Origin of the sequence: uncultured Xanthomonas sp., from assembly GCF_964278005.1 — a bacterium.
GTDB lineage: Bacteria > Pseudomonadota > Gammaproteobacteria > Xanthomonadales > Xanthomonadaceae > Xanthomonas_A > Xanthomonas_A sontii.
In genome coordinates this window covers 92972-115548 of record NZ_CAXYKF010000018.1, presented here as the reverse complement: position 1 = coordinate 115548, position 22577 = coordinate 92972, and the positions used below count along the sequence as shown (strand labels likewise).

Genomic DNA, 22577 nt, shown 5'->3' with positions numbered 1-22577 from the left:
GAAGGAGAACCATGATGACCCAGGAACACCCGCTGACGCCGCAGAGCCTGCCGCTGCAACCCGACGAAGCCGAGCTCAAGGCGCTCGGCCTGGTGCCGGACGATCGTGCGCAGATCGCGGCGCTTGCGCAGGGCCTGCGCGAACTCACGCCCGGCAGCCTGCACCTGTTCGGCACCGAGGTCGCCGCGCAGACCGCCGCGTTCTCCAGCCAGTTGCTGGACCAGGTCCGCAACCGCGACCTGGAGGCCAGCGGCGACAAGCTCGGCGAAGTGGTGCGGATCGCGCGCGCGCTCAAGCTCGACCAGCTCGGCGAGCGCTCGCGGGTGCCGCTGATCGGCGGCCTGATCGATCGCCTGCGCGCGTCCAAGGACGAACTGGTGCAGAAGTTCAGCGACACCAACCGGCAGATCGAACAACTGCTGCGCGACGTCGGCGCGCAGCAGGCCAACCTCGGCCAGCGCGTGGGCGAATTCGACCGCATGCACCAGATGGTGCAGGCCGAGCGCCGCGAACTGGGCCTGCACGTCGCTGCCGGCAAGCTGCGCCTGGCCGAACTGCAGCAACAGCACCTGGCGCTGGCGGGCCAGGACGATCCGCAGGCGCGCGGCCAGCGCGCCGAGATCGATACCGCCCTGCGCCTGCTCGACAAGCGCGTCGGCGACCTGCAGGTGATGCAGCACGCGGCCGAGCAGGCGCTGCCGATGATCCGGCTGATCCAGGCCAACGCGCTGCAACTGATCGAGAAGTTCAACACCGTCCGCGACATCACCATCCCGTCGTGGAAGCGCCAGTTCGCGATCCAGCTGTCGCTGCACGAGCAGCAGAACGCGGCGGCGCTGTCCAACGCCATCGACGATGCCACCAACGACATCATGCGCCGCAACGCCGACCTGCTGCGGCAGGCCTCGGTGGACACGGCGCGCGCCAACCAACGCGCGGTGATCGACATGGACACGCTGCGCCACGTGCACGAGCAACTGATCGCCACGGTGGAGGAGGTGCGCGAGATCCACCGCGACGGCATGCAGCAGCGGCGCGCCGCCGAGGTCGAGCTGAGCCGGCTGCGCGACGACCTGCAGCGGCGCCTGGCCGCGCCGGCGCAGCCGGGCTGACGCGCGCGCCCGCCGATGGGCGCTCGACGCCCCACCCACCCATGTAGAGCGGCTTCAGCCGCGACAGACACCTCCACTCCCGCGCACGCCAGGCGTCGCGGCCAAGCGTCCTGTACAGCGCGGTTGCGCCGCGAATTGCCAGCGAACAGGCCAGGCAATACGCCTAACCGCGATCCTCCCGCAACTCGCCGGCCAACCACCCGGCCAACGCCTCCACCCGTGGATCCTGCTGCTCCCGCCGCGCGCACAGCGCCCACTGCCCGCCGGTGTCGACGAAGCCCCACGGCGCCAGCAGGCGGCCATTGGCCAGGTCGTCGGCGACCAGCGGCTGCGGCGCGATCGCCACGCCGATTCCGGCCAGCGCCGCTTCCAGCAGGTAGTACAGGTGTTCGAAGCCGGTGCCGTAGCGCAACTGCGCCGGCGCCAGGCCTTGCGCCTCGGCCCAGGCCGGCCAGGCCTGCGGGCGCGACACCGTATGCAGCAGCGGCAGTCCCTGCAGTGCCGCCGGCGCGGACGCGGTCAGGGCCGGTGCCTGCGGCAGGGCCGGGCTGAGCACCGGGCCGATCCGCTCCGGCGCCAGCACGCGCACCTGCCAGTCCGCCGGCCATGGCGCCTGGCCCAGCAGCAGCGCCGCGTCCAGGCCGTCCAGATCGGCGGCGAAGTCGCCTTCGTGCGCGGACAGGTGCAGGGTCAGCGACGGCAGGTCGCGCTGCAGCGCCTGCAGCCGCGGAATCATCCAGCGGGCCAGGATGCTGCCGGGGCAGCCCAGCACCAGCGCGGTCGGCCGCGCGGGACGGCGCAGTTCCGCCACCGCCTCGTGCAGTTGCGCGAACGCCGCGCCGGCCGCCTCGCACAGGCGCGTGCCGGCGGCGGTCGGGCGGATGCCGCGGCCGTCGCGCTGCAGCAGCGGCAGCCCCAGTTCCTGCTCCAGCAGCCGCACCTGACGGCTCACCGCGCCATGGGTGACATGCAGTTCCGCCGCCGCCGCGCCGACGCTGCGCAGCCGCGCAGCGGCCTCGAACGCACGCAGGGCGTTGAGCGAGGGCAGGCGGCGCGTGCTGATCATGTGAGTTTTCCTGACGGATTGCGTCAGACTTTATCGGTTTTTCTGTGGGAACGTGTGCGCTAAAGTGCAGGCCTGTCCTGTTGCCCCCGGTTGCGCCATGTCCTCTGTCCCCGTCAGCGACTTCCACGCCTTTCCCGACGCCGCCGGCCATTTCGGCCGCTACGGCGGCCGTTTCGTCGCCGAGACCCTGATCGGCCCGCTGCAGGAACTGGCCGCCGCCTACGACGCCGCGCGCCAGGATCCGGCCTTCATCGCCGCCTACGACAAGGACCTGACCCACTACGTCGGCCGGCCCAGCCCGATCTACCACGCCGAGCGGCTCAGCCGCGAAGTGGGCGGCGCGCAGATCCTGCTCAAGCGCGAGGACCTGAACCACACCGGCGCGCACAAGATCAACAACACCATCGGCCAGGCGCTGCTGGCCAGCCGCATGGGCAAGACCCGCATCATCGCCGAGACCGGCGCCGGCCAGCACGGCGTGGCCAGCGCCACGGTGGCCGCGCGGCTGGGCCTGGAGTGCGTGGTGTACATGGGCGCCACCGACATCGAGCGGCAGAAGATCAACGTCTACCGGATGAAGCTGCTCGGCGCCACGGTGGTGCCGGTGCATTCCGGCTCGGCCACGCTCAAGGACGCGCTCAACGAGGCGATGCGCGATTGGGTGACCAACGTGCAGGACACCTTCTACATCATCGGCACCGTCGCCGGTCCCGATCCTTACCCGCGCATGGTGCGCGACTTCAACGCCATCGTCGGCCGCGAGGCGCGCGAGCAGATGCTGCGCGACTACGGCCGCCTGCCGGATGCGATCAGCGCCTGCGTCGGCGGCGGCAGCAACGCCATCGGCCTGTTCCATGCCTTCCTCAACGACGCCTCGGTGAAGATCTACGGCGCCGAAGCCGCCGGCGACGGCATCGGCAGCGGCCGCCACGCCGCCTCGATCGCCGCCGGCCGCCCCGGCGTGCTGCACGGCAACCGCACCTACGTGATCTGCGACGACGACGGGCAGATCGTCGAGACCCACTCCGTGTCCGCCGGCCTGGACTACCCGGGCGTGGGCCCGGAGCACGCGTTCCTGGCCGACAGCGGCCGCGCCATCTACCAGGGCATCACCGACGACGAAGCGCTCGCGGCGTTCCACCTGCTGGCGCATACCGAAGGCATCCTCGCCGCGCTGGAGTCCAGCCACGCCGTGGCGCAATCGATCAAGCTGGCGCGCGAACTGCCCAAGGACGCGCTGGTGCTGTGCAACCTGTCCGGCCGCGGCGACAAGGATGTGCACACCATCGCCGCGCGCGAGGGGCTGACGCTGTAACGCTTTGCCCTTCTCCTTCCGGAGAAGGCGGCGCGGAGCGCCGGAGGAGGGTGCGGGCGCAGCCCCGTACTCACATTCCGCACCGCTTCGCCTCTTCCCCTCACCCCAACCCCTCTCCCGGCGGGAGAGGGGCGCATAGGTCCCCCATGAACCGCCTCGCCGATACCTTTGCCCGACTCGATGCCCACGGCCGCAAGGCCCTGATCCCCTTCCTCACCGCCGGCGATCCGTCGCTGGAGGCGACCGTGCCCGCGATGCACGCGCTGGTCGAGGCCGGTGCCGACGTGATCGAACTGGGCGTGCCTTTCTCCGATCCGATGGCCGACGGCCCGACCATCCAGCGCAGCTCCGAGCGCGCGCTGGCGCGCGGCGCCGGCCTGCGCTACGTGCTGGAGACGGTCAGCGCGTTCCGCCGCGACGACGCCACCACGCCGGTGGTGTTGATGGGCTACCTCAACCCGGTGGAGATCCACGGCACCGCGCGCTTCGCCGAGGAAGCGGTGGCGGCCGGCGTGGACGGCGTGCTGCTGGTCGACCTGCCGCCGGAGGAGTCGGCCGAGACCCTGACGGTCTTCGCCGACGCCGGTCTGGACCTGATCGTGCTGGCCTCGCCGACCACCAGCGATGCGCGCATCGCCCTGTTGTGCGAGGCGGCGCGCGGCTACCTGTACTACGTCAGCTTCGCCGGCGTCACCGGCGCCGACCGGCTGGATACCCGTGCCGCCGGCGATCGCCTGCGCCAGTTGCGCGCGCGCTGCCCGGTGCCGGTGGTGGCCGGCTTCGGTATCAAGGACGCCGCCAGCGCCAAGGCCATGGCGGTCGATGCCGACGGCGTGGTGGTGGGCAGCGCGCTGGTGGCGGCGCTGGCCGAGGCCGGCAGCCCGCAGGCCGCGCGCGACGCCGCCCTGGCGTTCCTGACGCCGCTGCGGCAGGCGCTGGACGCGGGCTGAGGTACGCCTGGTGTGTTTGCGAACGCCCCGCCTTGCGCGGGCGTTCGCGTTTGCCGCACTGCCGCAAATGTGGTGCGTGCGGAGCATGCGGTACATGCATCGTTGGTCGGACCGCAGGCGCCGTCGCTGGCCCCCGCTTGCGTGTCGACGATGCGGGATGGCGGCGACGCTACCGCACGTCCCGCGTTGCGCGGCCGCAGCAGGCGTCCTGGCGGCGGCCGCGCCGCTACCGGCCGGCCCGGCCGCTCCATGCGCCACCGTCTGCAGGCCACCGGGGGACCGAGTTAGACTGTCGCCCCTCTGCGGCTCTCGCGGCCGCCCAATGGATCGTCACATCGCATGAGTTGGCTCAGCAAATTGATGCCTTCGGGCATCCGCACCGACAGCACGCCCAGCAAGAAGCGCAGCGTTCCCGAAGGCTTGTGGGAGAAATGTCCCAACTGCAGCGCCGTGCTGTACCGGCCGGAACTGGAGGAGAACCTGGAGGTGTGCCCGAAGTGCGGCCACCACATGGCGATTCGCGCGCGCGCGCGCCTGGCCGCGCTGTTCGACGCCGACACCGCGCCGACCGAGATCGGCGCGCGCCTGGGTCCGACCGACGCGCTCAAGTTCAAGGACCAGAAGAAGTACGGCGAGCGCATCAAGGCCTCGCAGAAGAGCACCGGCGAATACGACGCGCTGGTGGCGATGCAGGGCCTGCTCAAGGGCCAGCCGCTGGTCGCGGCCTCGTTCGATTTCGCCTTCATGGGCGGCTCGATGGGCTCGGTGGTCGGCGAGCGCTTCGCCCTGGCCGCGGAGACCGCGCTGAAGATCGGCGCACCGTTCGTGTGCTTCTCCGCCAGCGGCGGCGCGCGCATGCAGGAAGGCCTGTTTTCGCTGATGCAGATGGCCAAGACCTCGGCCGCGCTCGGCCGCCTGCGCGAGGCCGGCCTGCCGTACGTGTCGGTGCTGACCCATCCCACCACCGGCGGCGTGTCGGCCAGCTTCGCCATGCTCGGCGACATCAACATCGCCGAGCCGTACGCGCTGATCGGCTTCGCCGGCCCGCGCGTGATCGAGCAGACCGTGCGCGAGACCCTGCCGGAAGGCTTCCAGCGCTCGGAATTCCTGCTCGAGCATGGCGCCATCGACCAGATCTGCGACCGCCGCGAACTGCGCGACCGCCTGTCCGAACTGCTGGCGCTGATGATGCGGCAGCCGGCCCCGGCGAAGAGCGAGGCGGCATGAGGGCCGGGAATCGGGAATCGGGAATGGGGAATCGTGGTGTCGCGCGTGCGTCGCATCGCGCGGCAAGCCCGTGCTTGTCGCGATCCCTGGACGTCTCCGGCTGTTCCCGATTCCCGATTCTCCATTCCCGATTCCCCAGCGCATGAGCCAACGCAAATACTTCGGCACCGACGGCATCCGTGGCCGGGTCGGGCAGGGGGCGATTTCCGCCGATTTCGTGATGCGCCTGGGCAATGCGCTGGGCCGCGTGCTGGTCGCCGGCGGCACCGCGCGGCCGACCGTGGTGATCGGCAAGGACACGCGCATCTCCGGCTACATGTTCGAGTCGGCGCTGGAGGCCGGGCTGGTCGCGGCAGGCGCCAACGTGCAGTTGCTCGGGCCGATGCCGACTCCGGCGGTGGCGTTCCTCACGCGCACTCTCGGTGCCGACGCCGGCATCGTCATCAGCGCCTCGCACAATCCGCACTACGACAACGGCATCAAGTTCTTCTCCGCCCACGGCGAGAAGCTCGACGACGCCACCGAGCAGGCGATCGAGGCCGCGCTGGACGCGCCGTTCGCCACGGTCGAGTCCGAGCGGCTGGGCAAGGCGATGCGCGCGCGCGAGGCGATCGGCCGCTACATCGAGTTCTGCAAGGCCAGCGTGCCGCGCGGCTTCGACCTGCGCGGGCTGAAACTGGTGCTGGACTGCGCGCACGGCGCGACCTACCACATCGCGCCGCTGCTGTTCCGCGAACTGGGCGCGGAGGTGATCGCGATCGGCGCCGCGCCGGACGGGCTCAACATCAACGCCGGCGTCGGCTCGATGCACATCGACAACCTCGCCGCCAACGTGCGCGAGCATGGCGCGCACCTGGGCATCGCCTTCGACGGCGACGGCGACCGCGTGCTGATGGCCGACGACCAGGGCAACCCGGTCGACGGCGACGGTCTGCTGTACGTGCTGGCCTGCGGCTGGCAGGCCAGCGGCCGCCTGCACGGCCCGGTGGTCGGCACGCTGATGACCAACTATGGCCTGGAACGGGCGCTGGCCGCGTTGCAGGTGCCGTTCCTGCGCGCCAAGGTCGGCGACCGCTACGTGCACCAGGCACTGGTGGAACAGGGCGGGGTGCTCGGCGGCGAGGCCTCCGGGCACATGCTGTGCCTGGACCGCGCCACCACCGGCGATGCCATCGTCAGCGCGCTGCAGGTGCTGGAAGTGCTCAAGCGCTCGCGGCAGACCCTGCGCCAGGCCTTGGCCGGGCTGCAGAAGGTGCCGCAGCAGACGGTCAACGTGCGCCTGCAGCCGGGCGTGCGCCCGCTCGAGGCCGACACCGTGAAGGCCGCGCTGGCCGCGGCGCAGGCGGCGGTGCAGGGGCGCGGGCGCGCCTTCCTGCGCGCCTCCGGCACCGAGCCGGTGGTGCGGGTCACGGTCGAGGCCGACGATGCCGCCTTGATGCGGCAGACCCTCGACGCCCTGGCCGAGGCGGTCCGTGACGCGGCGTGAGTCGATCGCCATTGCCCTCTTCGTGATCGTCGCCAAGGCGGTCACGTTCTACCTGCTGTATCGCCTGCTGCGCTGAGCGCGGCGTTTGCTTCCTCTCACGAGATGACGGTTCCTGCCATGACTGCGCGCATTCCCACCCTCGACATCACCCGTTTCGATACCGACCGCGAGGCCTTCGTCGCCGAGCTGGGCGCGGCCTACCGCGAGTGGGGCTTCGCCGGCATCCGCAACCATGGCATCGCCCAGGCGCAGATCGACGCGGCCTACGACGTGTTCAAGGCGTTCTTCGCCCTGCCCGAGGAGACCAAGCGCACCTACCACCTGCCCGGCAGCGGCGGCGCGCGCGGCTACACCGCCTTCGGCGTGGAGACCGCCAAGGACTCCAAGCATTTCGACCTGAAGGAGTTCTGGCACATCGGCCGCGAGATCGCCGACGACTCCCCGTACCGCGCGGTGATGCCGCCGAACCTGTGGCCAAGCGAAGTGCCCGGCTTCCGCGCCCACGGCTACGGCCTGTACCAGGCGCTGGATGCGCTCGGCGCGCGTGTGCTGTCGGCGCTGGCCCTGCACATCGGCCTGCCCGAGCACTACTTCGTCGACAAGACCGATTCGGGCAACTCGATCCTGCGCCCGATCCACTACCCGCCGATCACCGCCGACGACATCCCCAACGTGCGCGCCGGCGCCCACGAGGACATCAACCTGATCACCCTGCTGGTCGGCGCCAGCGCCGCCGGCCTGGAAGTGAAGTCCAAGCAGGGCGAGTGGGTGCCGTTCACCTCCGACGCCGACACCATCGTGGTCAACATCGGCGACATGCTGCAGCGCCTGACCAACCACGTGTACCCCTCGACCACCCACCGCGTGGTCAACCCCCCGGGCGAGCAGGCGCGCCAGCCGCGCTACTCGGTACCGTTCTTCCTGCACCCGAACCCGGACTTCGTGATCGACGTGCTGCCGTCCTGCGTCAGCGCCGACAACCCCAGCCGCTATCCCGAGCCGATCACCGCGCAGGGGTATCTGGAAGAGAGGTTGCGCGAGATCAAGCTGAAGTAGCTGGGAATCGGGAATAGGGAGTGGGGAATCGGTAAAAGCGGGTTTCCGTGCCCAGTGTTGCTACAGGCCTTCGTCGGCTTGGAGGCGCGGCTGTTCCCATTCCCCTTTCCCGTTTCTCCATTCCCAGCCTCATTCCACACTCCTGATCCGATGCGAGCCGCGCCCCATCATCCGCAGCAGTAGGGCATCGGGCAGCAGCGCCGTGAGCCCGAGCAGGGCGCGGTAGACCGCGCCGGGGACCACGCGCACCTTGCCGCGTTCGGCGCCGTCGATGCCGGCGCGGGCCACCGCGGCGGTCTGCAGCCAGAGCCAGCGCGGCAGGGCGTCCATCTGTTCGCGGGTGCCGGTGACGTCGTGGAACTCGGACCAGGTGAAGCCTGGGCATAGCGCGCAGACGCCGACGCCGCGGTCGGCGTTCTCCAGCGCCAGCGATTCGCTGAAGCGCAGCATGAAGCTCTTCGCCGCCGCGTACAGGGTATGGCCGTCCGCGCCCGGCACCAGGGCGGCGAACGAGGCGACGTTGAGGATGCGGCCGTGGCCGCTGGCGCGCAGCGCCGGCAGCAGCCGCCAGGTCAGTTCGCAGACCGCGCCGACCATCACCTGCAGGAACGCAGCGTGCACCGCCCAGTCCTGGGCGATGTAGCGGCCGGGCACGCCGTAGCCGGCGTTGTTGACCAGGATCCGCACCGCCAGCCCGCGCCGTTCGATCTCGGCCACCAGCGCGGCTGGCGCCGCCGGATCGGCCAGGTCCGCGACCAGTACCTCCACCGGCACCTGCGGCCGCAGTTCGGCGGCCAGCACCTGCAACTGCGCCTCGCGGCGCGCGGTCAGGATCAGCGGCACGCCGCGGCGGGCGTATTCGCGGGCGATCTCGCGGCCGATGCCGCTGGAGGCGCCGGTGATCAGGGCGTAGCCGGGAAGCTGGGTCATGACGGTCTCTGGGCGTGGAGCGGGCGGCGTGGCGCAGGGCGGGGCAGGGGCGATGCCTGCCCTTGGCGGCGCATCGGCTATCCTCTCGGCACTTTTTCGCCGGAGATGCGCCGATGCGACGCAAGATCGTAGCCGGAAACTGGAAATTGCATGGCACCCGCCACTTCGCCGCCGACCTGGTACGGGAGATCGTCACCGGGCTGCACGAGGCCGAGCACGGCGTGGAGGTGGTGATCCTGCCGCCGCTGCCGTACCTGGGCGACCTGATCGAGCATTTCGAGGACCGGCTGCTGCGCTTCGGCGCGCAGGACGTCAGCAGCAACGAGAAGGGCGCCTACACCGGCGAGGTGTCGGCGGCGATGCTGGTGGACGTGGGCGCCGACTATGGCCTGGTCGGGCATTCGGAGCGGCGCCAGTACCACCAGGAGAGCAGCGAGCTGGTCGCGCGCAAGTTCGCCGCCGCCCTGCACGCCGGGCTGGTCCCGATCCTGTGCGTGGGCGAGACCCTGGAGCAGCGCGAGGCCGGGCGCACCGAGGCGGTCATCGCCGCGCAGCTGGCGCCGGTGCTGGATCTGGTCGGCGCCGAGGGCTTCGGCCGCGCGGTGGTGGCCTACGAGCCGGTCTGGGCGATCGGCACCGGCCGCACCGCCAGCCCGGCGCAGGCGCAGGCGGTGCACGCGTTCATCCGTGGCGAAGTGGCGGCGCGCGATGCTAGAATCGCGGATTCGTTGCCGATCCTGTATGGCGGCAGCGTCAAGCCCGACAACGCCGCCGAGCTGTTCGCGCAGCCGGATGTCGATGGCGGGCTGGTGGGCGGCGCCTCGCTGGTCGCCGCGGAATTCCTGGCCATCGTGCGAGCGGCGGCCACCTGTTGAGCGAACGGCCGCCGCTGGCGGCCGTTCGTCCCCCAAGTCGTACTGTCCGGACGGATTTCGAAATGCTGATGGTCATCCTCAATGTGGTCTACGTGCTGGTGGCGATCGCGATGATCGCGCTGATCCTGATGCAACGCGGCGCCGGTGCGGCGGCGGGTTCCGGGTTCGGCGCCGGCGCGTCCGGCACCGTGTTCGGATCGCGCGGCGCGTCCAACTTCCTGTCCAAGTCGACCAAGTGGCTGGCGGTGGTGTTCTTCGCCATCAGCCTGTTCATGGCCTGGTACGCCGGCCACAGCGCGCGTCCGGCCGATGCCAACTTGGGCGTGATGTCGCAGTCGGCCACCCCGGCGCCGGCTGCGCCGGCCGGCGAACTGCAGGTCCCGCAGGCGCCGTCGGCCGCCGCCGCGGCTCCGGCTGCCCCCGCCGCCGCCCCGGCCGCCCAGCAGGCGCCGGAAAAAGCGCAAGAAAAGTCGCCTGCCCCGTCGCAGAAAGACTGAAGGCGGTTACAATATGCTGCGCGGCGGGATTGCCGCGCAGGTTTTACGCAAGCCCAGGTGGCGGAATTGGTAGACGCACTACCTTGAGGTGGTAGCGACTTAGGTCGTAGGGGTTCGAGTCCCCTCTTGGGCACCATTGTTTGGCTACGGTTTCTGTGCGAAGGCATCACGCCCTCGCCCGGAGAATCGTCTATCCCATGCCTGCGCGGCACGCGCGCGGGCACAGGCAAGAGAGAATCGCGAGTGCTGGCCGAATATTTGCCGACCCTGCTGTTTCTGATCGTGGCCACCGGTATCGGCGTCGCGCTGATGCTGGTGGGACGGTTCCTCGGTCCCCGGCGTCCCGACCTGAAGAAGCTCTCGCCGTACGAGTGCGGCTTCGAGGCCTTCGAGGACGCGCGCATGAAGTTCGATGTGCGCTACTACCTGATCGCCATCCAGTTCATCGTCTTCGATCTGGAAATCATCTTCATCGTGCCGTGGACGCAGGTGTTCATGGACCTGGGCGCTCGCTCCCTGGTCACCATGGGCCTGTTCGTCGGCATGCTGTTCCTCGGTTTTGTTTACGTGTGGAAGAAGGGAGCGCTGGAATGGGAGTGATTCAGACCCTGGATCGCCTGATGACCAACCCGATCCCGGAAGGGCGGGTGGACGACATCCTGCGTCCCGAAGGCGAAAACCCGCTGTTGGAAAAGGGCTACGTCACCACCAGCGTCGATGCGCTGCTGAACTGGGCGCGCACCGGCTCGATGTGGCCGATGACCTTCGGCCTGGCCTGCTGCGCAGTCGAGATGATGCACGCCGGCGCCGCGCGCCTGGACCTGGACCGCTACGGCGTGGTGTTCCGCCCGTCGCCGCGCCAGTCCGACGTGATGATCGTCGCCGGCACCCTGGTCAACAAGATGGCCCCGGCGCTGCGCAAGGTCTACGACCAGATGCCGGACCCGAAGTGGGTCATCTCGATGGGCAGCTGCGCCAACGGCGGCGGCTACTACCATTACTCGTATTCGGTGGTGCGCGGCTGCGACCGCATCGTGCCGGTGGACGTCTACGTCCCGGGCTGCCCGCCGACCGCCGAGGCCCTGGTCTACGGCATCCTGCAGTTGCAGAAGAAGATCTGGCGAACCCAGACCATCGCGCGCTGATTCCTCTTTCCTCGAGAGCACGCCAAGCCCCCATGGCAGAGCAAGCATCTTCCTTTAGCGACCGACTCGGCGCCCGTTTTCCCGGCAGCCAGGTCTTCGTGGCCCTTCCGCGCGGCGAAGTCACCCTGGAAGTGCCGGCCGACGCCTGGCACGCCACCTGCCTGGCGCTGCGCGACGAGTTCGGTTTCGAACAGCTGTCCGACCTGTGCGGCGTCGATTACCTCGGCTACGGCAGCGACGAGTGGGACACCTCCGACGTGTCCTCGCACGGCTTCAGCCGCGGCGTCGAAGGCAAGGCCGTGGGCCGTTTCGCCTGGGGTGAGTTCCCCAGCGGTGAGGCTGCCGGCGGCGCCCAGCCGTTGCCGGTCCCGCAGCAGCGCTATGCCGTGCTGGCGCAGCTGATCTCCTATCGCCACAACCAGCGCCTGCGCGTGCGTTGCTACGCGCCGAACGAAGACCTGCCGGTGGTGGCCTCGGTCACCGACATCTGGCCGGGCGCGAACTGGTTCGAGCGCGAGGCGTTCGACCTGTTCGGCGTGGTCTTCGCCGGGCACCCGGACCTGCGCCGCATCCTCACCGACTACGGCTTCGTCGGCCATCCGTTCCGCAAGGATTTCCCGCTGATCGGCAACGTCGAAGTGCGCTACGACGAAGAGAAGCAGCGCGTGATCTACGAGCCGGTGACCTCGGTGGAGCCGCGCGTGGGCGTGCCGCGCGTGATCCGCGACGATGCGCGCTACCAGACCGCGGCGGGCGAAGCACAGAAGGAGTCCGCCAAGTGAGCGAGTACCACCAGGCGCACGACGGGTTCGCCAGCAATCCTGCCGAAGCCAAGCAGGAAATCCGCAACTACACGATGAACTTCGGCCCGCAGCATCCGGCCGCGCACGGCGTGCTGCGCCTGATCCTGGAAATGGACGGCGAGACCGTGGTCCGCGCCGATCCGCACATCGGCCTGCTGCACCGTGGCACCGAGAAGCTGGCCGAGTCCAAGCCGTTCAACCAGTCGATCGGCTACATGGATCGCCTGGACTACGTGTCGATGATGTGCAACGAGCACGCCTACGTGCGCGCGATCGAGACCCTGATGGGCATCGAGGCGCCGAAGCGTGCGCAGTACATCCGCACCATGTTCGACGAGATCACCCGCATCCTGAACCACCTGATGTGGGTCGGTTCCAACGGCCTGGATCTGGGCGCGATGGCGGTGATGCTGTACGCGTTCCGCGAGCGCGAAGAGCTGATGGACGTGTACGAGGCGGTGTCGGGCGCGCGCATGCACGCGACCTACTACCGCCCGGGCGGCGTCTACCGCGACCTGCCGGACCGCATGCCGAAGTACCAGGAATCGCGCTGGCACAAGGGCAATGCGCTGAAGCGGCTCAACGCCGCGCGCGAAGGCTCGATGCTGGACTTCCTGGAGGAGTTCACCAACACCTTCCCGGCGCGCGTGGACGAGTACGAGACCCTGCTCACCGACAACCGCATCTGGAAGCAGCGCACCGTCGGCATCGGCGTGGTCACCCCGGAGCAGGCCTATGCCTGGGGCATGACCGGCGCCATGCTGCGCGGCTCGGGCATCGCCTGGGACCTGCGCAAGAAGCAGCCGTACGCCAAGTACGACAGCGTCGATTTCGACATTCCGCTCGGCACCAACGGCGACTGCTACGACCGCTACCTGGTCCGCGTGGCCGAGATGCGCGAGTCCAACCGCATCATCAAGCAGTGCGTGCAGTGGCTGAAGGCCAACCCGGGCCCGGTCATGGTCGAGAACTTCAAGGTGGCGCCGCCCAAGCGCGCCGAGATGAAGGACGACATGGAAGCGCTGATCCACCACTTCAAGCTGTTCAGCGAAGGCTACTGCGTGCCGGCCGGCGAGACCTACTGCGCGGTCGAGGCGCCGAAGGGCGAGTTCGGCTGCTACCTGATGTCCGACGGCGCCAACAAGCCGTTCCGCGTGCACCTGCGTGCGCCGGGCTTCGCCCATCTGTCGTCGATGGACGCGATCGTGCGCGGCCACATGCTGGCCGACGTGGTGGCGATGATTGGTACCTATGATCTGGTGTTTGGTGAGGTCGACCGATGAAGGCGACAGGTAATTTCGAAGCGGCGCGCGACGTCGATCCGATGGTGGTGCTGAGCGACAAGACGCGCGCGCACATCGATCACTGGCTGAGCAAGTTCCCGCCGGACCGCAAGCGTTCGGCGGTGCTGCAGGGCCTGCACGCGGCGCAGGAGCAGAACCAGGGCTGGCTGACCGACGAACTGATCGCCGGCGTGGCCAAGTATCTGGAACTGCCGCCGGTGTGGGCCTACGAGGTCGCCAGCTTCTACTCGATGTTCGAGACCGAGAAGGTCGGCCGCAACAACGTCGCGTTCTGCACCAACATCAGCTGCTGGCTCAACGGCGCCGAGGACCTGGTCGCTCACGCCGAGAAGAAGCTCGGCTGCAAGCTGGGCCAGTCCACCGCCGACGGCCGCGTCTACCTCAAGCGCGAGGAAGAGTGCCTGGCCGGTTGCGCCGGCGCGCCGATGATGGTCATCAACGGCCACTACCATGAGCATCTGACCAAGGACAAGGTCGACGAATTGCTGGACGGGTTGGAGTAACGGCAATGGCACAGCATCCCCACGCCCCCACCGGTCCGGTCGGCCCCGCGCCGCAGCCGCACCAGGTGGTGTACACCACGCTGCACTACGACACCCCGTGGTCCTACGAGAGCTACCTGAAGACCGGTGGCTACGCCGCGCTGCGCAAGATCCTCGAAGAGAAGATCCCGCCGGAGCAGGTGATCGAGATGGTCAAGCAGTCGAACCTGCGCGGCCGTGGCGGCGCCGGCTTCCCGACCGGTCTGAAGTGGTCGTTCATGCCCAAGGGCGCGCCGCAGAAGTACATCCTGTGCAACTCGGACGAGTCCGAGCCGGGCACCTGCAAGGACCGCGACATCCTGCGCTACAACCCGCATTCGGTGGTGGAGGGCATGGCCATCGCCTGCTACGCCACCGGCTCCACCGTGGGCTACAACTACCTGCGCGGCGAGTTCCACCACGAGCCCTTCGAGCATTTCGAGCAGGCCCTGGCCGACGCCTACGCCAATGGCTGGCTGGGCAAGGACATCCTCGGCAGCGGCATCGACATCGACATCTACGGCGCCCTCGGTGCCGGCGCCTACATCTGCGGCGAAGAGACCGCGCTGATGGAGTCGCTGGAAGGCAAGAAGGGCCAGCCGCGCTACAAGCCGCCGTTCCCGGCCAACTTCGGCCTGTACGGCAAGCCGTCGACGATCAACAACACCGAGACCTACGCGTCGGTGCCGGCGATCATCCGCAACGGCCCGGAGTGGTTCCTGGGGCTGAGCAAGACCAAGAACGGCGGCCCGAAGATCTTCTCGGTGTCCGGCTGCGTGCAGAAGGGCGGCAACTTCGAAGTGCCGCTGGGCACCACCTTCGACGAACTGCTGGAAATGGCCGGCGGGCTGAAGCCGGGCCGCACCCTCAAGGGCGCGATCCCGGGCGGCGTGTCGATGCCGGTGCTGAAGGCCGAGCAGCTCAAAGACCTGCAGATGGACTACGACACCCTGCGCGCGCTGGGCACCGGCCTGGGCTCGGGCGCGATCGTGGTGCTCGACGACAGCGTGTGCTGCGTGAAGTTCGCCTGCCGCATCTCGCAGTTCTTCCACAAGGAGTCCTGCGGCCAGTGCACCCCGTGCCGCGAAGGTACCGGCTGGATGCATCGCGTGCTGGAGCGCATCGTCGCCGGCAAGGCCACGATGGAAGACCTGCACCAGCTGCGCACCGTCGCCGGGCAGATCGAAGGCCACACCATCTGCGCCTTCGGCGAAGCGGCGGCCTGGCCGATCCAGGGCTTCCTGCGCCAGTTCTGGGACGAATTCGAGTACTACATCGTCAACGGTCATTCGATGGTTGACGGCAAGAAGGTGGAGGCAGCCGCCGCATGAGCGCGCAACCCAACAATCCCGGCGCGACCCCCGCGGTCGTGCCGGAAGGCCATGTGACCGTCGAGATCGACGGCCAGTCGCTGGTCGTGCCGAAGGGCTCGATGATCATCCAGGCCGCCGACAAGGCCGGCATTCCGATCCCGCGCTTCTGCTACCACGAGAAGCTGCCGATCGCGGCCAACTGCCGCATGTGCCTGGTCGACGTCGAGAAGTCGCCCAAGCCGTCGCCGGCCTGCGCCACGCCGGTCATGGACGGCATGAAGGTGCAGACCCGCAGCGACAAGGCGCTGAAGTACCAGCGCAGCGTCATGGAATTCCTGCTGATCAACCATCCGCTGGACTGCCCGATCTGCGATCAGGGCGGCGAGTGCGAGCTGCAGGACGTGTCGCTGGGCTATGGCCGCTCGGTCAGCCGCTTCAACGAGCGCAAGCGCGTGGTGCCGGACGAGGACATCGGGCCGCTGGTCGCCACCGAGATGACCCGCTGCATCCAGTGCACGCGCTGCGTGCGCTTCACCGCGGACATCGCCGGCACCTACGAGCTGGGCGGCATGTACCGCGGCGAGAACCTGCAGATCGGTACCTACGACGGCAAGCCGCTGACCACCGAGCTGTCCGGCAACGTGGTCGACGTGTGCCCGGTCGGCGCGCTGACCAATAAGGTGTTCCAGTTCCGCGCGCGGCCCTGGGAACTGGTGGCGCGCGAGTCGCTGGGCTACCACGACGCGATGGGCTCCAACCTGTTCCTGCACGTGCGCCGCGGCGAAGTGCTGCGCACCGTGCCGCGCGACAACGAAGCGGTCAACGAGTGCTGGCTGTCCGACCGCGACCGCTACTCGCACCAGGGCCTGTACGCCGAGGACCGCGCACTGCGGCCGATGCGCAAGGTCGACGGGCAGTGGCGCGAGGTGTCGTGGGCCGAAGGGCTGTCCGCCGCGAGCGAGATCCTCAAGGCCAACCGCGGCGACGCGCTGGGCGTGCTCGCGCATCCGTCCACCTCCAACGAGGAGGGCGCGCTGCTGGCGCGCCTGGCCGAGGGCCTGGACAGCGGCAACCTCGATCACCGCGTGTACAACCGCGACTTCTCCGATGCCGCGCTGGCCGAACCGTTCGCGCTGCCGCTGGCGGAGATCGAGCAGGCCGACGTGGTGGTGATCCTGGGCAGCAACCTGCGCCATGAACTGCCGCTGCTGCATGCACGCCTGCGCAAGGCGCGGATGCAGCGCCAGACCAAGGTGTATTCGATCAACCCGGTCGATTTCGACGTGGCCTTCGACCAGGCCGGCCGCCAGATCGTGGCGCCGTCGAAGTTCGCCGAGGCGCTGGCCGACGCCGCGCTGCGCGACGCGGTGCAGGGCGCCGGCCGTGCGGTGCTGATCGTCGGCGCGCTGGCCGAGAACCATCCGCAGGCCGCGGCGCTGCGTGCCGCCGCGCGCGACTTCGCCGCCGCCACCGGCGCGGCGCTGTGCCGCATCCCGCAGGGCGCCAACGCGCTGGGCCTGTCGCGCTACGGCGTGCTGCCGCGCGGTCGCAACGTCGCCGCGATGCTGGCCGAGCCGCGCAGCGCCTACGTGCTGTACGGCCTGGAGCCGGGCCTGGACTTCGCCGACGCCGCCGCCGCGCGCAGCGCGCTGGCCGGCGCCAAGGTGGTGGCGTTCAGCCACTTCGCCTGCGCCTCCACCCGCGACGTGGCCGATGTGATCCTGCCGATCGGCGCGTTGCCGGAAATCGAGGCGACGCTGACCAACCTCAACGGCAGCGACCAGCGCACCCGCGCCGGCGGCAAGCTGCCGGGCGAGGCCCGTGAGGGCTGGCGCGTGCTGCGCGCGCTCGGCGGCGAGCTGGGCCTGCCCGGCTTCGAGTTCATCGACCTGGCCGGGCTGCGCGACGGCCTGCAGCCGCGCGAGGTCGCCGCGGCGAGCTCGGCGCAGCCGGCACGCCAGGACGAGGGCCTGGAACTGGCCGCCAGTCCGGCGATCTACCGCACCGATGCGGTGGTGCGCCGCGCGCAGGCGCTGCAGCAGCATCCGCTGAACCGCGCGCCGGGCATTGCATTGCATCCGGACGAGGCGGCGCGCCTGGGCCTGAGCGACGGGCAGATGGTCAAGGTCGGTACCGCGGCGGGTAGCGCCACGTTGCCGCTGGCGACGGACAAGCGGGTCGCGCCGGGCGCGGCCTGGATCGAAACGGGCCACGGCGCGACCGCGCCGCTGGGCGCCGGTCGGGTGACGGTGGTGGCTGCATGAACGAGATGCTGTTGAACGTGGTCGATCCGCTGCACCAGTGGTTCCTCGGCCTGGGCGCCCTCGGCGTGGTCCTGTGGATCGTGCTGAAGATCCTGCTGATCGCCATGCCGGTGATCATCGCGGTGGCGTTCTACGTGGTCTGGGAGCGCAAGCTGATCGGCTGGATGCACGTGCGCCACGGGCCGATGTACGTGGGCATGGGCATCTTCCAGGCCTTCGCCGACGTCTTCAAACTGCTGTTCAAGGAAATCATCCAGCCCAGCAGCTCGCACAAGGCGATGTTCGTGATCGCGCCGCTGATCACCCTGGCGCCGGCCTTCGCCGCCTGGGCGGTGGTGCCGTTCGACGCCAAGCTGGTGCTGTCCAACGCCAACGCCGGCCTGCTGTACCTGCTGGCGATGACCTCGCTGGGCGTGTACGGCATCATCCTGGCCGGCTGGGCGTCCAACTCCAAGTACGCCTTCCTGGGGGCGATGCGCTCGGCGGCGCAGGTGGTCAGCTACGAGATCGCGATGGGCTTCGCCCTGGTCGGCGTGATGATCGCGGCCGGCAGCCTGAACCTGAGCACGATCGTGCAGGCGCAGGCCGGCAGCTCCGGGTTCTTCGACTGGTTCCTGATCCCGCTGTTCCCGCTGTTCATCGTGTACTGGGTGTCCGGCGTGGCCGAGACCAACCGCGCGCCGTTCGACGTGGTCGAAGGCGAGTCGGAAATCGTCGCCGGCCACATGGTCGAGTATTCGGGCGGTGCGTTCGCGCTGTTCTTCCTGGCCGAATACGCCAACATGATCCTGGTCAGCTTCCTGGTCTCGATCTTCTTCCTGGGCGGCTGGCTGAGCCCGATCCAGGGCTGGGTCACCGCGGACATCTCGCCGTGGGTCAACTGGATCTGGACCGGCGGCTGGCCGTGGCTGCTGATGAAGGTGCTGTTCTTCGCCAGCGCGTACATCTGGTTCCGCGCCAGCTTCCCGCGCTACCGCTACGACCAGATCATGCGCCTGGGCTGGAAGGTGTTCATCCCGCTGACGATCGTGTGGATCGCGGTGACGGCATTGATGGTGTTCTACGGCGTGATCCAGAAGGGCGTGTAAGCGATGAATAAAATCACCCATTACTTCAAGAGCCTGCTGCTGCTCGAGCTGCTCGGCGGCCTGTGGCTGACCTTGAAGTACACGTTCCGTCCCAAGTACACCGTGCTGTACCCGATGGAGAAGTTCCCGCAGTCGCCGCGCTTCCGCGGTCTGCACGCGCTGCGCCGCTATCCCAACGGCGAAGAGCGCTGCATCGCCTGCAAGCTGTGCGAGGCGGTGTGCCCGGCGCTGGCGATCACCATCGACTCGACCAAGCGCGAGGACGGCACCCGCCGCACCACCCGCTACGACATCGACCTGTTCAAGTGCATCTACTGCGGCTTCTGCGAGGAAAGCTGCCCGGTGGATTCGATCGTGGAGACCCAGGTGCTGGAGTACCACTTCGAAAAGCGCGGCGAGAACATCGTCACCAAGCCGCAGTTGCTGGCGATCGGAGACCGGCTCGAGGCCGAGATCGCCGAGCGCCGCGCTGCCGACGCTCCCTTCCGCTGAGGTTCCGAAATGGATTGGGTCAATATCGCTTTCTGGATCTTCGCCACCATCGCCGCGGTCGCCGCCGGCGCGGTGATCAGCGTGCGCAACCCCGTGTACGCAGTGCTGTGCCTGATCCTGACGTTCTTCTCCATCGCCTGCGTGTGGCTGCTGGTGGGCGCCGAGTTCCTCGGCGTGACCCTGGTGCTGGTCTACGTCGGCGCGGTGATGGTGCTGTTCCTGTTCGTGGTGATGATGCTGGACATCGACACCGCCCGCATGCGCGAAGGCTGGGTGCGCTACCTGCCGGTGGGCCTGGTGGTGGCAGTGGCGATGCTGGTGCAGATGGTCACCCTGATCGGCGTGAAGGCGCGCAGCGCGGCGCCGTTCCCGGCCGACAACGCCGCGGCGCAGGCCGCCGACACCTCCAACATCACCTGGCTGGCCAAGACCCTGTTCACCCAGTTCCTGCTGCCGTTCGAGTTCGCCGCGATCATCCTGACCGTGGCGGTCGTGGCCGCCGTGATGCTGACCCTGCGCAAGCGCACCGGCATCAAGACCCAGAACCCGGGCGACCAGTCGCGGGTCAAGGCCGGCGACCGTCTGCGCATGGTCAAGATGGCCGCCGAAAAGCCCACGCTCCACACTCCGCCGGCATCGCAGGAGGGCCAGCCATGATCTCCCTAGGCCATCTGCTGGCGCTCGGCGCGGTGCTGTTCTGCATCGCCCTGGCCGGCATTTTCCTCAATCGCAAGAACGTCATCGTGCTGCTGATGTCGATCGAGCTGATGCTGCTGTCGGTCAACATCAACTTCGTCGCCTTCTCGCGCGAGCTCGGCGACGCCGCCGGCCAGTTGTTCGTGTTCTTCATCCTGACCGTGGCCGCGGCCGAAGCCGCCATCGGCCTCGCGATCCTGGTGACGCTGTTCCGTACCCGCCACACGATCAATGTGGCCGAAGTCGATTCGCTGAAGGGCTGACCTGCAGATGGAAATTACGCTCTCCAAGAGTCTGCTGATCGCGGTGGTGCTGGCCCCGCTGGTCGGCAGCATCATCGCCGGCCTGTTCGGCCGTCAGGTCGGCCGCAAGGGCGCGCAGTTCGCCACCATCCTCGGCGTGGCGGTCAGCTGCGCGCTGTCGTGCTGGACCCTGTACCAGCTGGTCGGGCAGGGCGCCTCGCCGTTCAACCAGAACCTCTACACCTTCTTCGAGGTCGGCCACTATTCGGCCCACGTCGGCTTCATGGTCGACCGCCTGACCGCGATGATGATGGTGGTGGTGACCTTCGTGTCGCTGCTGGTGCACATCTACACCATCGGCTACATGGCCGACGATCCGGGCTACCAGCGCTTCTTCAGCTACATCTCGCTGTTCACCTTCTCGATGCTGAGCCTGGTGATGAGCAACAACTTCCTGCAGCTGTTCTTCGGCTGGGAAGCGGTGGGCCTGGTGTCGTACCTGCTGATCGGCTTCTGGTTCAAGCGCCCGACCGCGGTGTTCGCCAACATGAAGGCGTTCCTGGTCAACCGCGTCGGCGACTTCGGCTTCATCCTCGGCATCGCCGGCGTGCTGCTGTGGTTCGGCACGCTGGACTACGCCAGCGTGTTCGCCAACGCCACCGCGGTGCTGGGCAGCGATGCCGCCGGCGGTCTGGCCCAGGTGCAGCTGTTCCAGGGTCATGCCTGGAATGTCTCCACCATCATCTGCGTGTGCCTGTTCATCGGCGCCATGGGCAAGTCGGCGCAGGTGCCGCTGCACGTGTGGCTGCCGGACTCGATGGAAGGCCCGACCCCGATCTCGGCACTGATCCACGCCGCGACCATGGTCACCGCCGGCATCTTCATGGTGGCGCGCATGTCGCCGTTGTTCGAACTGTCGCAGACCGCGCTGAACTTCGTGCTGGTCGTCGGCGCCACCACCGCGTTCTTCACCGGCCTGATCGGCATCGTGCAGAACGACATCAAGCGCGTGGTCGCCTACTCGACGCTGTCGCAGCTGGGCTACATGACCGTGGCGCTGGGCGTGTCGGCGTACTCGGCCGCGGTGTTCCACCTGATGACCCACGCCTTCTTCAAGGCGCTGCTGTTCCTGGCGGCCGGCTCGGTGATCATCGGCATGCACCACGAGCAGGACATGCGCAAGATGGGCGGCCTGCGCAAGTACATGCCGATCACCTACTGGACCAGCGTCATCGGTACCCTGGCGCTGGTCGGCACCCCGTTCTTCGCCGGCTTCTACTCCAAGGACACCATCATCGAGGCGGCGCAGCACCACGCGCACACCTCGCATGGCTGGATCGCGACCTACGGCTACTGGGCCGTGCTCGGCGGCGTGCTGATCACCAGCTTCTACAGCTTCCGCCTGCTGTTCCTGACCTTCCACGGCCAGGAGCGCTTCCGCGATGCGCATGCGCACCACGATGCGCATCATGACGACGCCCACGGTGCGCATGCCCACGACGATCACGCACACGACGATCACGGCCACGGCCACCACGGCGCGCACGAACCGCACGAGTCGCCGTGGGTGGTGACGGTGCCGCTGATCCTGCTGGCGATCCCGTCGATCGCGATCGGCTTCTTCACCATCGGCCCGATGCTGTTCGGCACCGACTGGGCGGGGCACCATGCCGCGGCGGCGATCAAGGGCCAGGCGGTCAGCTTCTTCACCGGCATCGTCGACTTCTACGATCCGGCGCGCGACACCGTCGGCGCGCTGGCCGAGGAGTTCCACGGCCCGGTCGCGTTCGCCCTGCACGGCCTGACCCAGCCGCCGTTCTTCCTGACCCTGGCCGGTTTCGCCCTGGCGTGGATCCTGTACCTGTGGAAGCCGGAACTGGCGGCGAAGGCGCGCAAGACCTTCTCGGTGCCGGTGTGGATCCTCGAGAACAAGTACGGTTTCGACAAGCTCTGGATCGGCGGTTTCGCCGGCGGCGGCGTGCGCCTGGGCAAGGTGTCGCGCGCGGTGGATACGCATGTCGTGGACGGCGTCATGGTCAACGGCACCGCACGCGTGATCGACCTGGCGGCCAATCTGCTGCGTCGCACGCAATCCGGTTTCCTCTATCACTACGCCTTCGCGATGATCGTCGGTCTCATTGCCCTGCTGGGCGTGCTGATGCATTTCTGGCGTTGACCTGTACGGAATAAGAACA

22 protein-coding genes and 1 tRNA gene are annotated in these 22577 nt (G+C 68.6%); 21 read left to right on the top strand and 2 right to left on the bottom strand.

Features of this window, described 5'->3' with window-relative positions; translation table 11 throughout:
• Nucleotides 1-14: 14 nt before the first annotated feature.
• Entirely contained in the window at nt 15-1112 is a 1098-nt protein-coding gene (locus ACHWVH_RS12410; protein ID WP_026144044.1) for a toxic anion resistance protein, read from the top strand.
• Between the two features lie 163 nt (nt 1113-1275).
• On the opposite strand, the gene ACHWVH_RS12405 is transcribed toward ACHWVH_RS12410, so the two are convergent.
• On the bottom strand, nt 1276-2178 hold the full coding sequence (locus tag ACHWVH_RS12405; RefSeq protein WP_394687275.1) for a LysR family transcriptional regulator: 903 nt from the start codon (nt 2176-2178) through the stop codon (nt 1276-1278).
• A gap of 97 nt (nt 2179-2275) precedes the next feature.
• On the opposite strand from ACHWVH_RS12405, the gene trpB reads away from it, so the two are divergent.
• The 5 genes from trpB to ACHWVH_RS12380 all read left to right on the top strand — a co-directional run bounded on the left by trpB (nt 2276) and on the right by ACHWVH_RS12380 (nt 8212).
• Nucleotides 2276-3493 carry a tryptophan synthase subunit beta gene (gene trpB, locus ACHWVH_RS12400; RefSeq protein WP_394687274.1) on the top strand — a complete coding sequence of 406 codons (1218 nt, stop codon included), beginning with the start codon at nt 2276-2278 and terminating at the stop codon, nt 3491-3493.
• A gap of 146 nt (nt 3494-3639) precedes the next feature.
• Nucleotides 3640-4443: a tryptophan synthase subunit alpha gene (gene trpA, locus ACHWVH_RS12395; protein WP_394687273.1), complete on the top strand. Its 804-nt coding sequence runs from the start codon at nt 3640-3642 to the stop codon at nt 4441-4443.
• A gap of 339 nt (nt 4444-4782) precedes the next feature.
• On the top strand, nt 4783-5670 hold the full coding sequence (gene accD / locus ACHWVH_RS12390) for an acetyl-CoA carboxylase, carboxyltransferase subunit beta (protein WP_017909810.1): 888 nt from the start codon (nt 4783-4785) through the stop codon (nt 5668-5670).
• Nucleotides 5671-5812: 142 nt separating this feature from the next.
• Nucleotides 5813-7156 (top strand): phosphoglucosamine mutase, encoded by a 1344-nt coding sequence (gene glmM / locus ACHWVH_RS12385; RefSeq protein WP_017915479.1) that lies wholly within the window; start codon nt 5813-5815, stop codon nt 7154-7156.
• A 117-nt stretch (nt 7157-7273) separates the two neighbouring features.
• Complete coding sequence (locus ACHWVH_RS12380; RefSeq protein ID WP_295908753.1) at nt 7274-8212, top strand: isopenicillin N synthase family oxygenase; 939 nt, start codon at nt 7274-7276, stop codon at nt 8210-8212.
• Between the two features lie 129 nt (nt 8213-8341).
• On the opposite strand, the gene ACHWVH_RS12375 is transcribed toward ACHWVH_RS12380, so the two are convergent.
• A complete protein-coding gene (locus tag ACHWVH_RS12375; RefSeq protein WP_295926801.1) occupies nt 8342-9142 on the bottom strand; it encodes an SDR family oxidoreductase in 801 nt (266 codons plus the stop codon).
• A 113-nt stretch (nt 9143-9255) separates the two neighbouring features.
• On the opposite strand from ACHWVH_RS12375, the gene tpiA reads away from it, so the two are divergent.
• From tpiA to nuoL, 15 genes are all read left to right on the top strand, one after another.
• Nucleotides 9256-10017, top strand: coding sequence for a triose-phosphate isomerase (gene tpiA, locus ACHWVH_RS12370; protein WP_043092571.1), 762 nt, complete (start codon nt 9256-9258; stop codon nt 10015-10017).
• A 62-nt stretch (nt 10018-10079) separates the two neighbouring features.
• The gene (secG, locus tag ACHWVH_RS12365) at nt 10080-10514 is read left to right on the top strand and encodes a preprotein translocase subunit SecG (RefSeq protein WP_152245707.1); all 435 of its coding nucleotides are present in this window, start codon (nt 10080-10082) and stop codon (nt 10512-10514) included.
• A 51-nt stretch (nt 10515-10565) separates the two neighbouring features.
• Nucleotides 10566-10650 (top strand) — tRNA-Leu (locus tag ACHWVH_RS12360).
• Between the two features lie 107 nt (nt 10651-10757).
• Entirely contained in the window at nt 10758-11114 is a 357-nt protein-coding gene (locus ACHWVH_RS12355; RefSeq protein WP_010343005.1) for an NADH-quinone oxidoreductase subunit A, read from the top strand.
• Nucleotides 11105-11659, top strand: a complete 555-nt coding sequence (locus ACHWVH_RS12350; RefSeq protein WP_010343006.1) for an NADH-quinone oxidoreductase subunit B family protein — start codon at nt 11105-11107, stop codon at nt 11657-11659. Before ACHWVH_RS12355 ends, ACHWVH_RS12350 begins: the two co-directional genes overlap by 10 nt.
• A 32-nt stretch (nt 11660-11691) precedes the next feature.
• On the top strand, nt 11692-12441 hold the full coding sequence (locus ACHWVH_RS12345) for an NADH-quinone oxidoreductase subunit C (RefSeq protein ID WP_026143244.1): 750 nt from the start codon (nt 11692-11694) through the stop codon (nt 12439-12441).
• Nucleotides 12438-13745 carry an NADH-quinone oxidoreductase subunit D gene (locus ACHWVH_RS12340; RefSeq protein WP_295926795.1) on the top strand — a complete coding sequence of 436 codons (1308 nt, stop codon included), beginning with the start codon at nt 12438-12440 and terminating at the stop codon, nt 13743-13745. Before ACHWVH_RS12345 ends, ACHWVH_RS12340 begins: the two co-directional genes overlap by 4 nt.
• Nucleotides 13742-14269, top strand: coding sequence for an NADH-quinone oxidoreductase subunit NuoE (gene nuoE, locus ACHWVH_RS12335; protein WP_010343009.1), 528 nt, complete (start codon nt 13742-13744; stop codon nt 14267-14269). The genes ACHWVH_RS12340 and nuoE overlap by 4 nt, the downstream gene beginning before the upstream one ends.
• 5 nt (nt 14270-14274) lie before the next feature.
• Nucleotides 14275-15618, top strand: coding sequence for an NADH-quinone oxidoreductase subunit NuoF (gene nuoF, locus ACHWVH_RS12330; protein ID WP_043092569.1), 1344 nt, complete (start codon nt 14275-14277; stop codon nt 15616-15618).
• Entirely contained in the window at nt 15615-17864 is a 2250-nt protein-coding gene (gene nuoG / locus ACHWVH_RS12325; RefSeq protein ID WP_267093797.1) for an NADH-quinone oxidoreductase subunit NuoG, read from the top strand. Before nuoF ends, nuoG begins: the two co-directional genes overlap by 4 nt.
• Nucleotides 17861-18952 (top strand): NADH-quinone oxidoreductase subunit NuoH, encoded by a 1092-nt coding sequence (gene nuoH, locus ACHWVH_RS12320; RefSeq protein WP_017908129.1) that lies wholly within the window; start codon nt 17861-17863, stop codon nt 18950-18952. Before nuoG ends, nuoH begins: the two co-directional genes overlap by 4 nt.
• A gap of 3 nt (nt 18953-18955) precedes the next feature.
• A complete protein-coding gene (gene nuoI / locus ACHWVH_RS12315; RefSeq protein ID WP_012915532.1) occupies nt 18956-19444 on the top strand; it encodes an NADH-quinone oxidoreductase subunit NuoI in 489 nt (162 codons plus the stop codon).
• Nucleotides 19445-19453: 9 nt separating this feature from the next.
• On the top strand, nt 19454-20101 hold the full coding sequence (locus ACHWVH_RS12310) for an NADH-quinone oxidoreductase subunit J (RefSeq protein WP_017908130.1): 648 nt from the start codon (nt 19454-19456) through the stop codon (nt 20099-20101).
• Nucleotides 20098-20403 (top strand): NADH-quinone oxidoreductase subunit NuoK, encoded by a 306-nt coding sequence (gene nuoK / locus ACHWVH_RS12305; RefSeq protein ID WP_017908131.1) that lies wholly within the window; start codon nt 20098-20100, stop codon nt 20401-20403. The genes ACHWVH_RS12310 and nuoK overlap by 4 nt, the downstream gene beginning before the upstream one ends.
• Nucleotides 20404-20410: 7 nt before the next feature.
• Entirely contained in the window at nt 20411-22558 is a 2148-nt protein-coding gene (gene nuoL, locus ACHWVH_RS12300) for an NADH-quinone oxidoreductase subunit L (protein WP_017912008.1), read from the top strand.
• Nucleotides 22559-22577: the final 19 nt, after the last annotated feature.

Bases quoted from the DNA above. Each gene is read 5' to 3' on its own strand.
- ACHWVH_RS12410 (WP_026144044.1), top strand. From the start codon at position 15: ATGACCCAGGAACACCCGCTGACGCCGCAGAGCCTGCCGCTGCAACCC.
- ACHWVH_RS12405 (WP_394687275.1), bottom strand. From the start codon at position 2,178: ATGATCAGCACGCGCCGCCTGCCCTCGCTCAACGCCCTGCGTGCGTTC.
- trpB (WP_394687274.1), top strand. From the start codon at position 2,276: ATGTCCTCTGTCCCCGTCAGCGACTTCCACGCCTTTCCCGACGCCGCC.
- trpA (WP_394687273.1), top strand. From the start codon at position 3,640: ATGAACCGCCTCGCCGATACCTTTGCCCGACTCGATGCCCACGGCCGC.
- accD (WP_017909810.1), top strand. From the start codon at position 4,783: ATGAGTTGGCTCAGCAAATTGATGCCTTCGGGCATCCGCACCGACAGC.
- glmM (WP_017915479.1), top strand. From the start codon at position 5,813: ATGAGCCAACGCAAATACTTCGGCACCGACGGCATCCGTGGCCGGGTC.
- ACHWVH_RS12380 (WP_295908753.1), top strand. From the start codon at position 7,274: ATGACTGCGCGCATTCCCACCCTCGACATCACCCGTTTCGATACCGAC.
- ACHWVH_RS12375 (WP_295926801.1), bottom strand. From the start codon at position 9,142: ATGACCCAGCTTCCCGGCTACGCCCTGATCACCGGCGCCTCCAGCGGC.
- tpiA (WP_043092571.1), top strand. From the start codon at position 9,256: ATGCGACGCAAGATCGTAGCCGGAAACTGGAAATTGCATGGCACCCGC.
- secG (WP_152245707.1), top strand. From the start codon at position 10,080: ATGCTGATGGTCATCCTCAATGTGGTCTACGTGCTGGTGGCGATCGCG.
- ACHWVH_RS12350 (WP_010343006.1), top strand. From the start codon at position 11,105: ATGGGAGTGATTCAGACCCTGGATCGCCTGATGACCAACCCGATCCCG.
- ACHWVH_RS12345 (WP_026143244.1), top strand. From the start codon at position 11,692: ATGGCAGAGCAAGCATCTTCCTTTAGCGACCGACTCGGCGCCCGTTTT.
- nuoE (WP_010343009.1), top strand. From the start codon at position 13,742: ATGAAGGCGACAGGTAATTTCGAAGCGGCGCGCGACGTCGATCCGATG.
- nuoF (WP_043092569.1), top strand. From the start codon at position 14,275: ATGGCACAGCATCCCCACGCCCCCACCGGTCCGGTCGGCCCCGCGCCG.
- nuoG (WP_267093797.1), top strand. From the start codon at position 15,615: ATGAGCGCGCAACCCAACAATCCCGGCGCGACCCCCGCGGTCGTGCCG.
- nuoH (WP_017908129.1), top strand. From the start codon at position 17,861: ATGAACGAGATGCTGTTGAACGTGGTCGATCCGCTGCACCAGTGGTTC.
- nuoI (WP_012915532.1), top strand. From the start codon at position 18,956: ATGAATAAAATCACCCATTACTTCAAGAGCCTGCTGCTGCTCGAGCTG.
- ACHWVH_RS12310 (WP_017908130.1), top strand. From the start codon at position 19,454: ATGGATTGGGTCAATATCGCTTTCTGGATCTTCGCCACCATCGCCGCG.
- nuoK (WP_017908131.1), top strand. From the start codon at position 20,098: ATGATCTCCCTAGGCCATCTGCTGGCGCTCGGCGCGGTGCTGTTCTGC.
- nuoL (WP_017912008.1), top strand. From the start codon at position 20,411: ATGGAAATTACGCTCTCCAAGAGTCTGCTGATCGCGGTGGTGCTGGCC.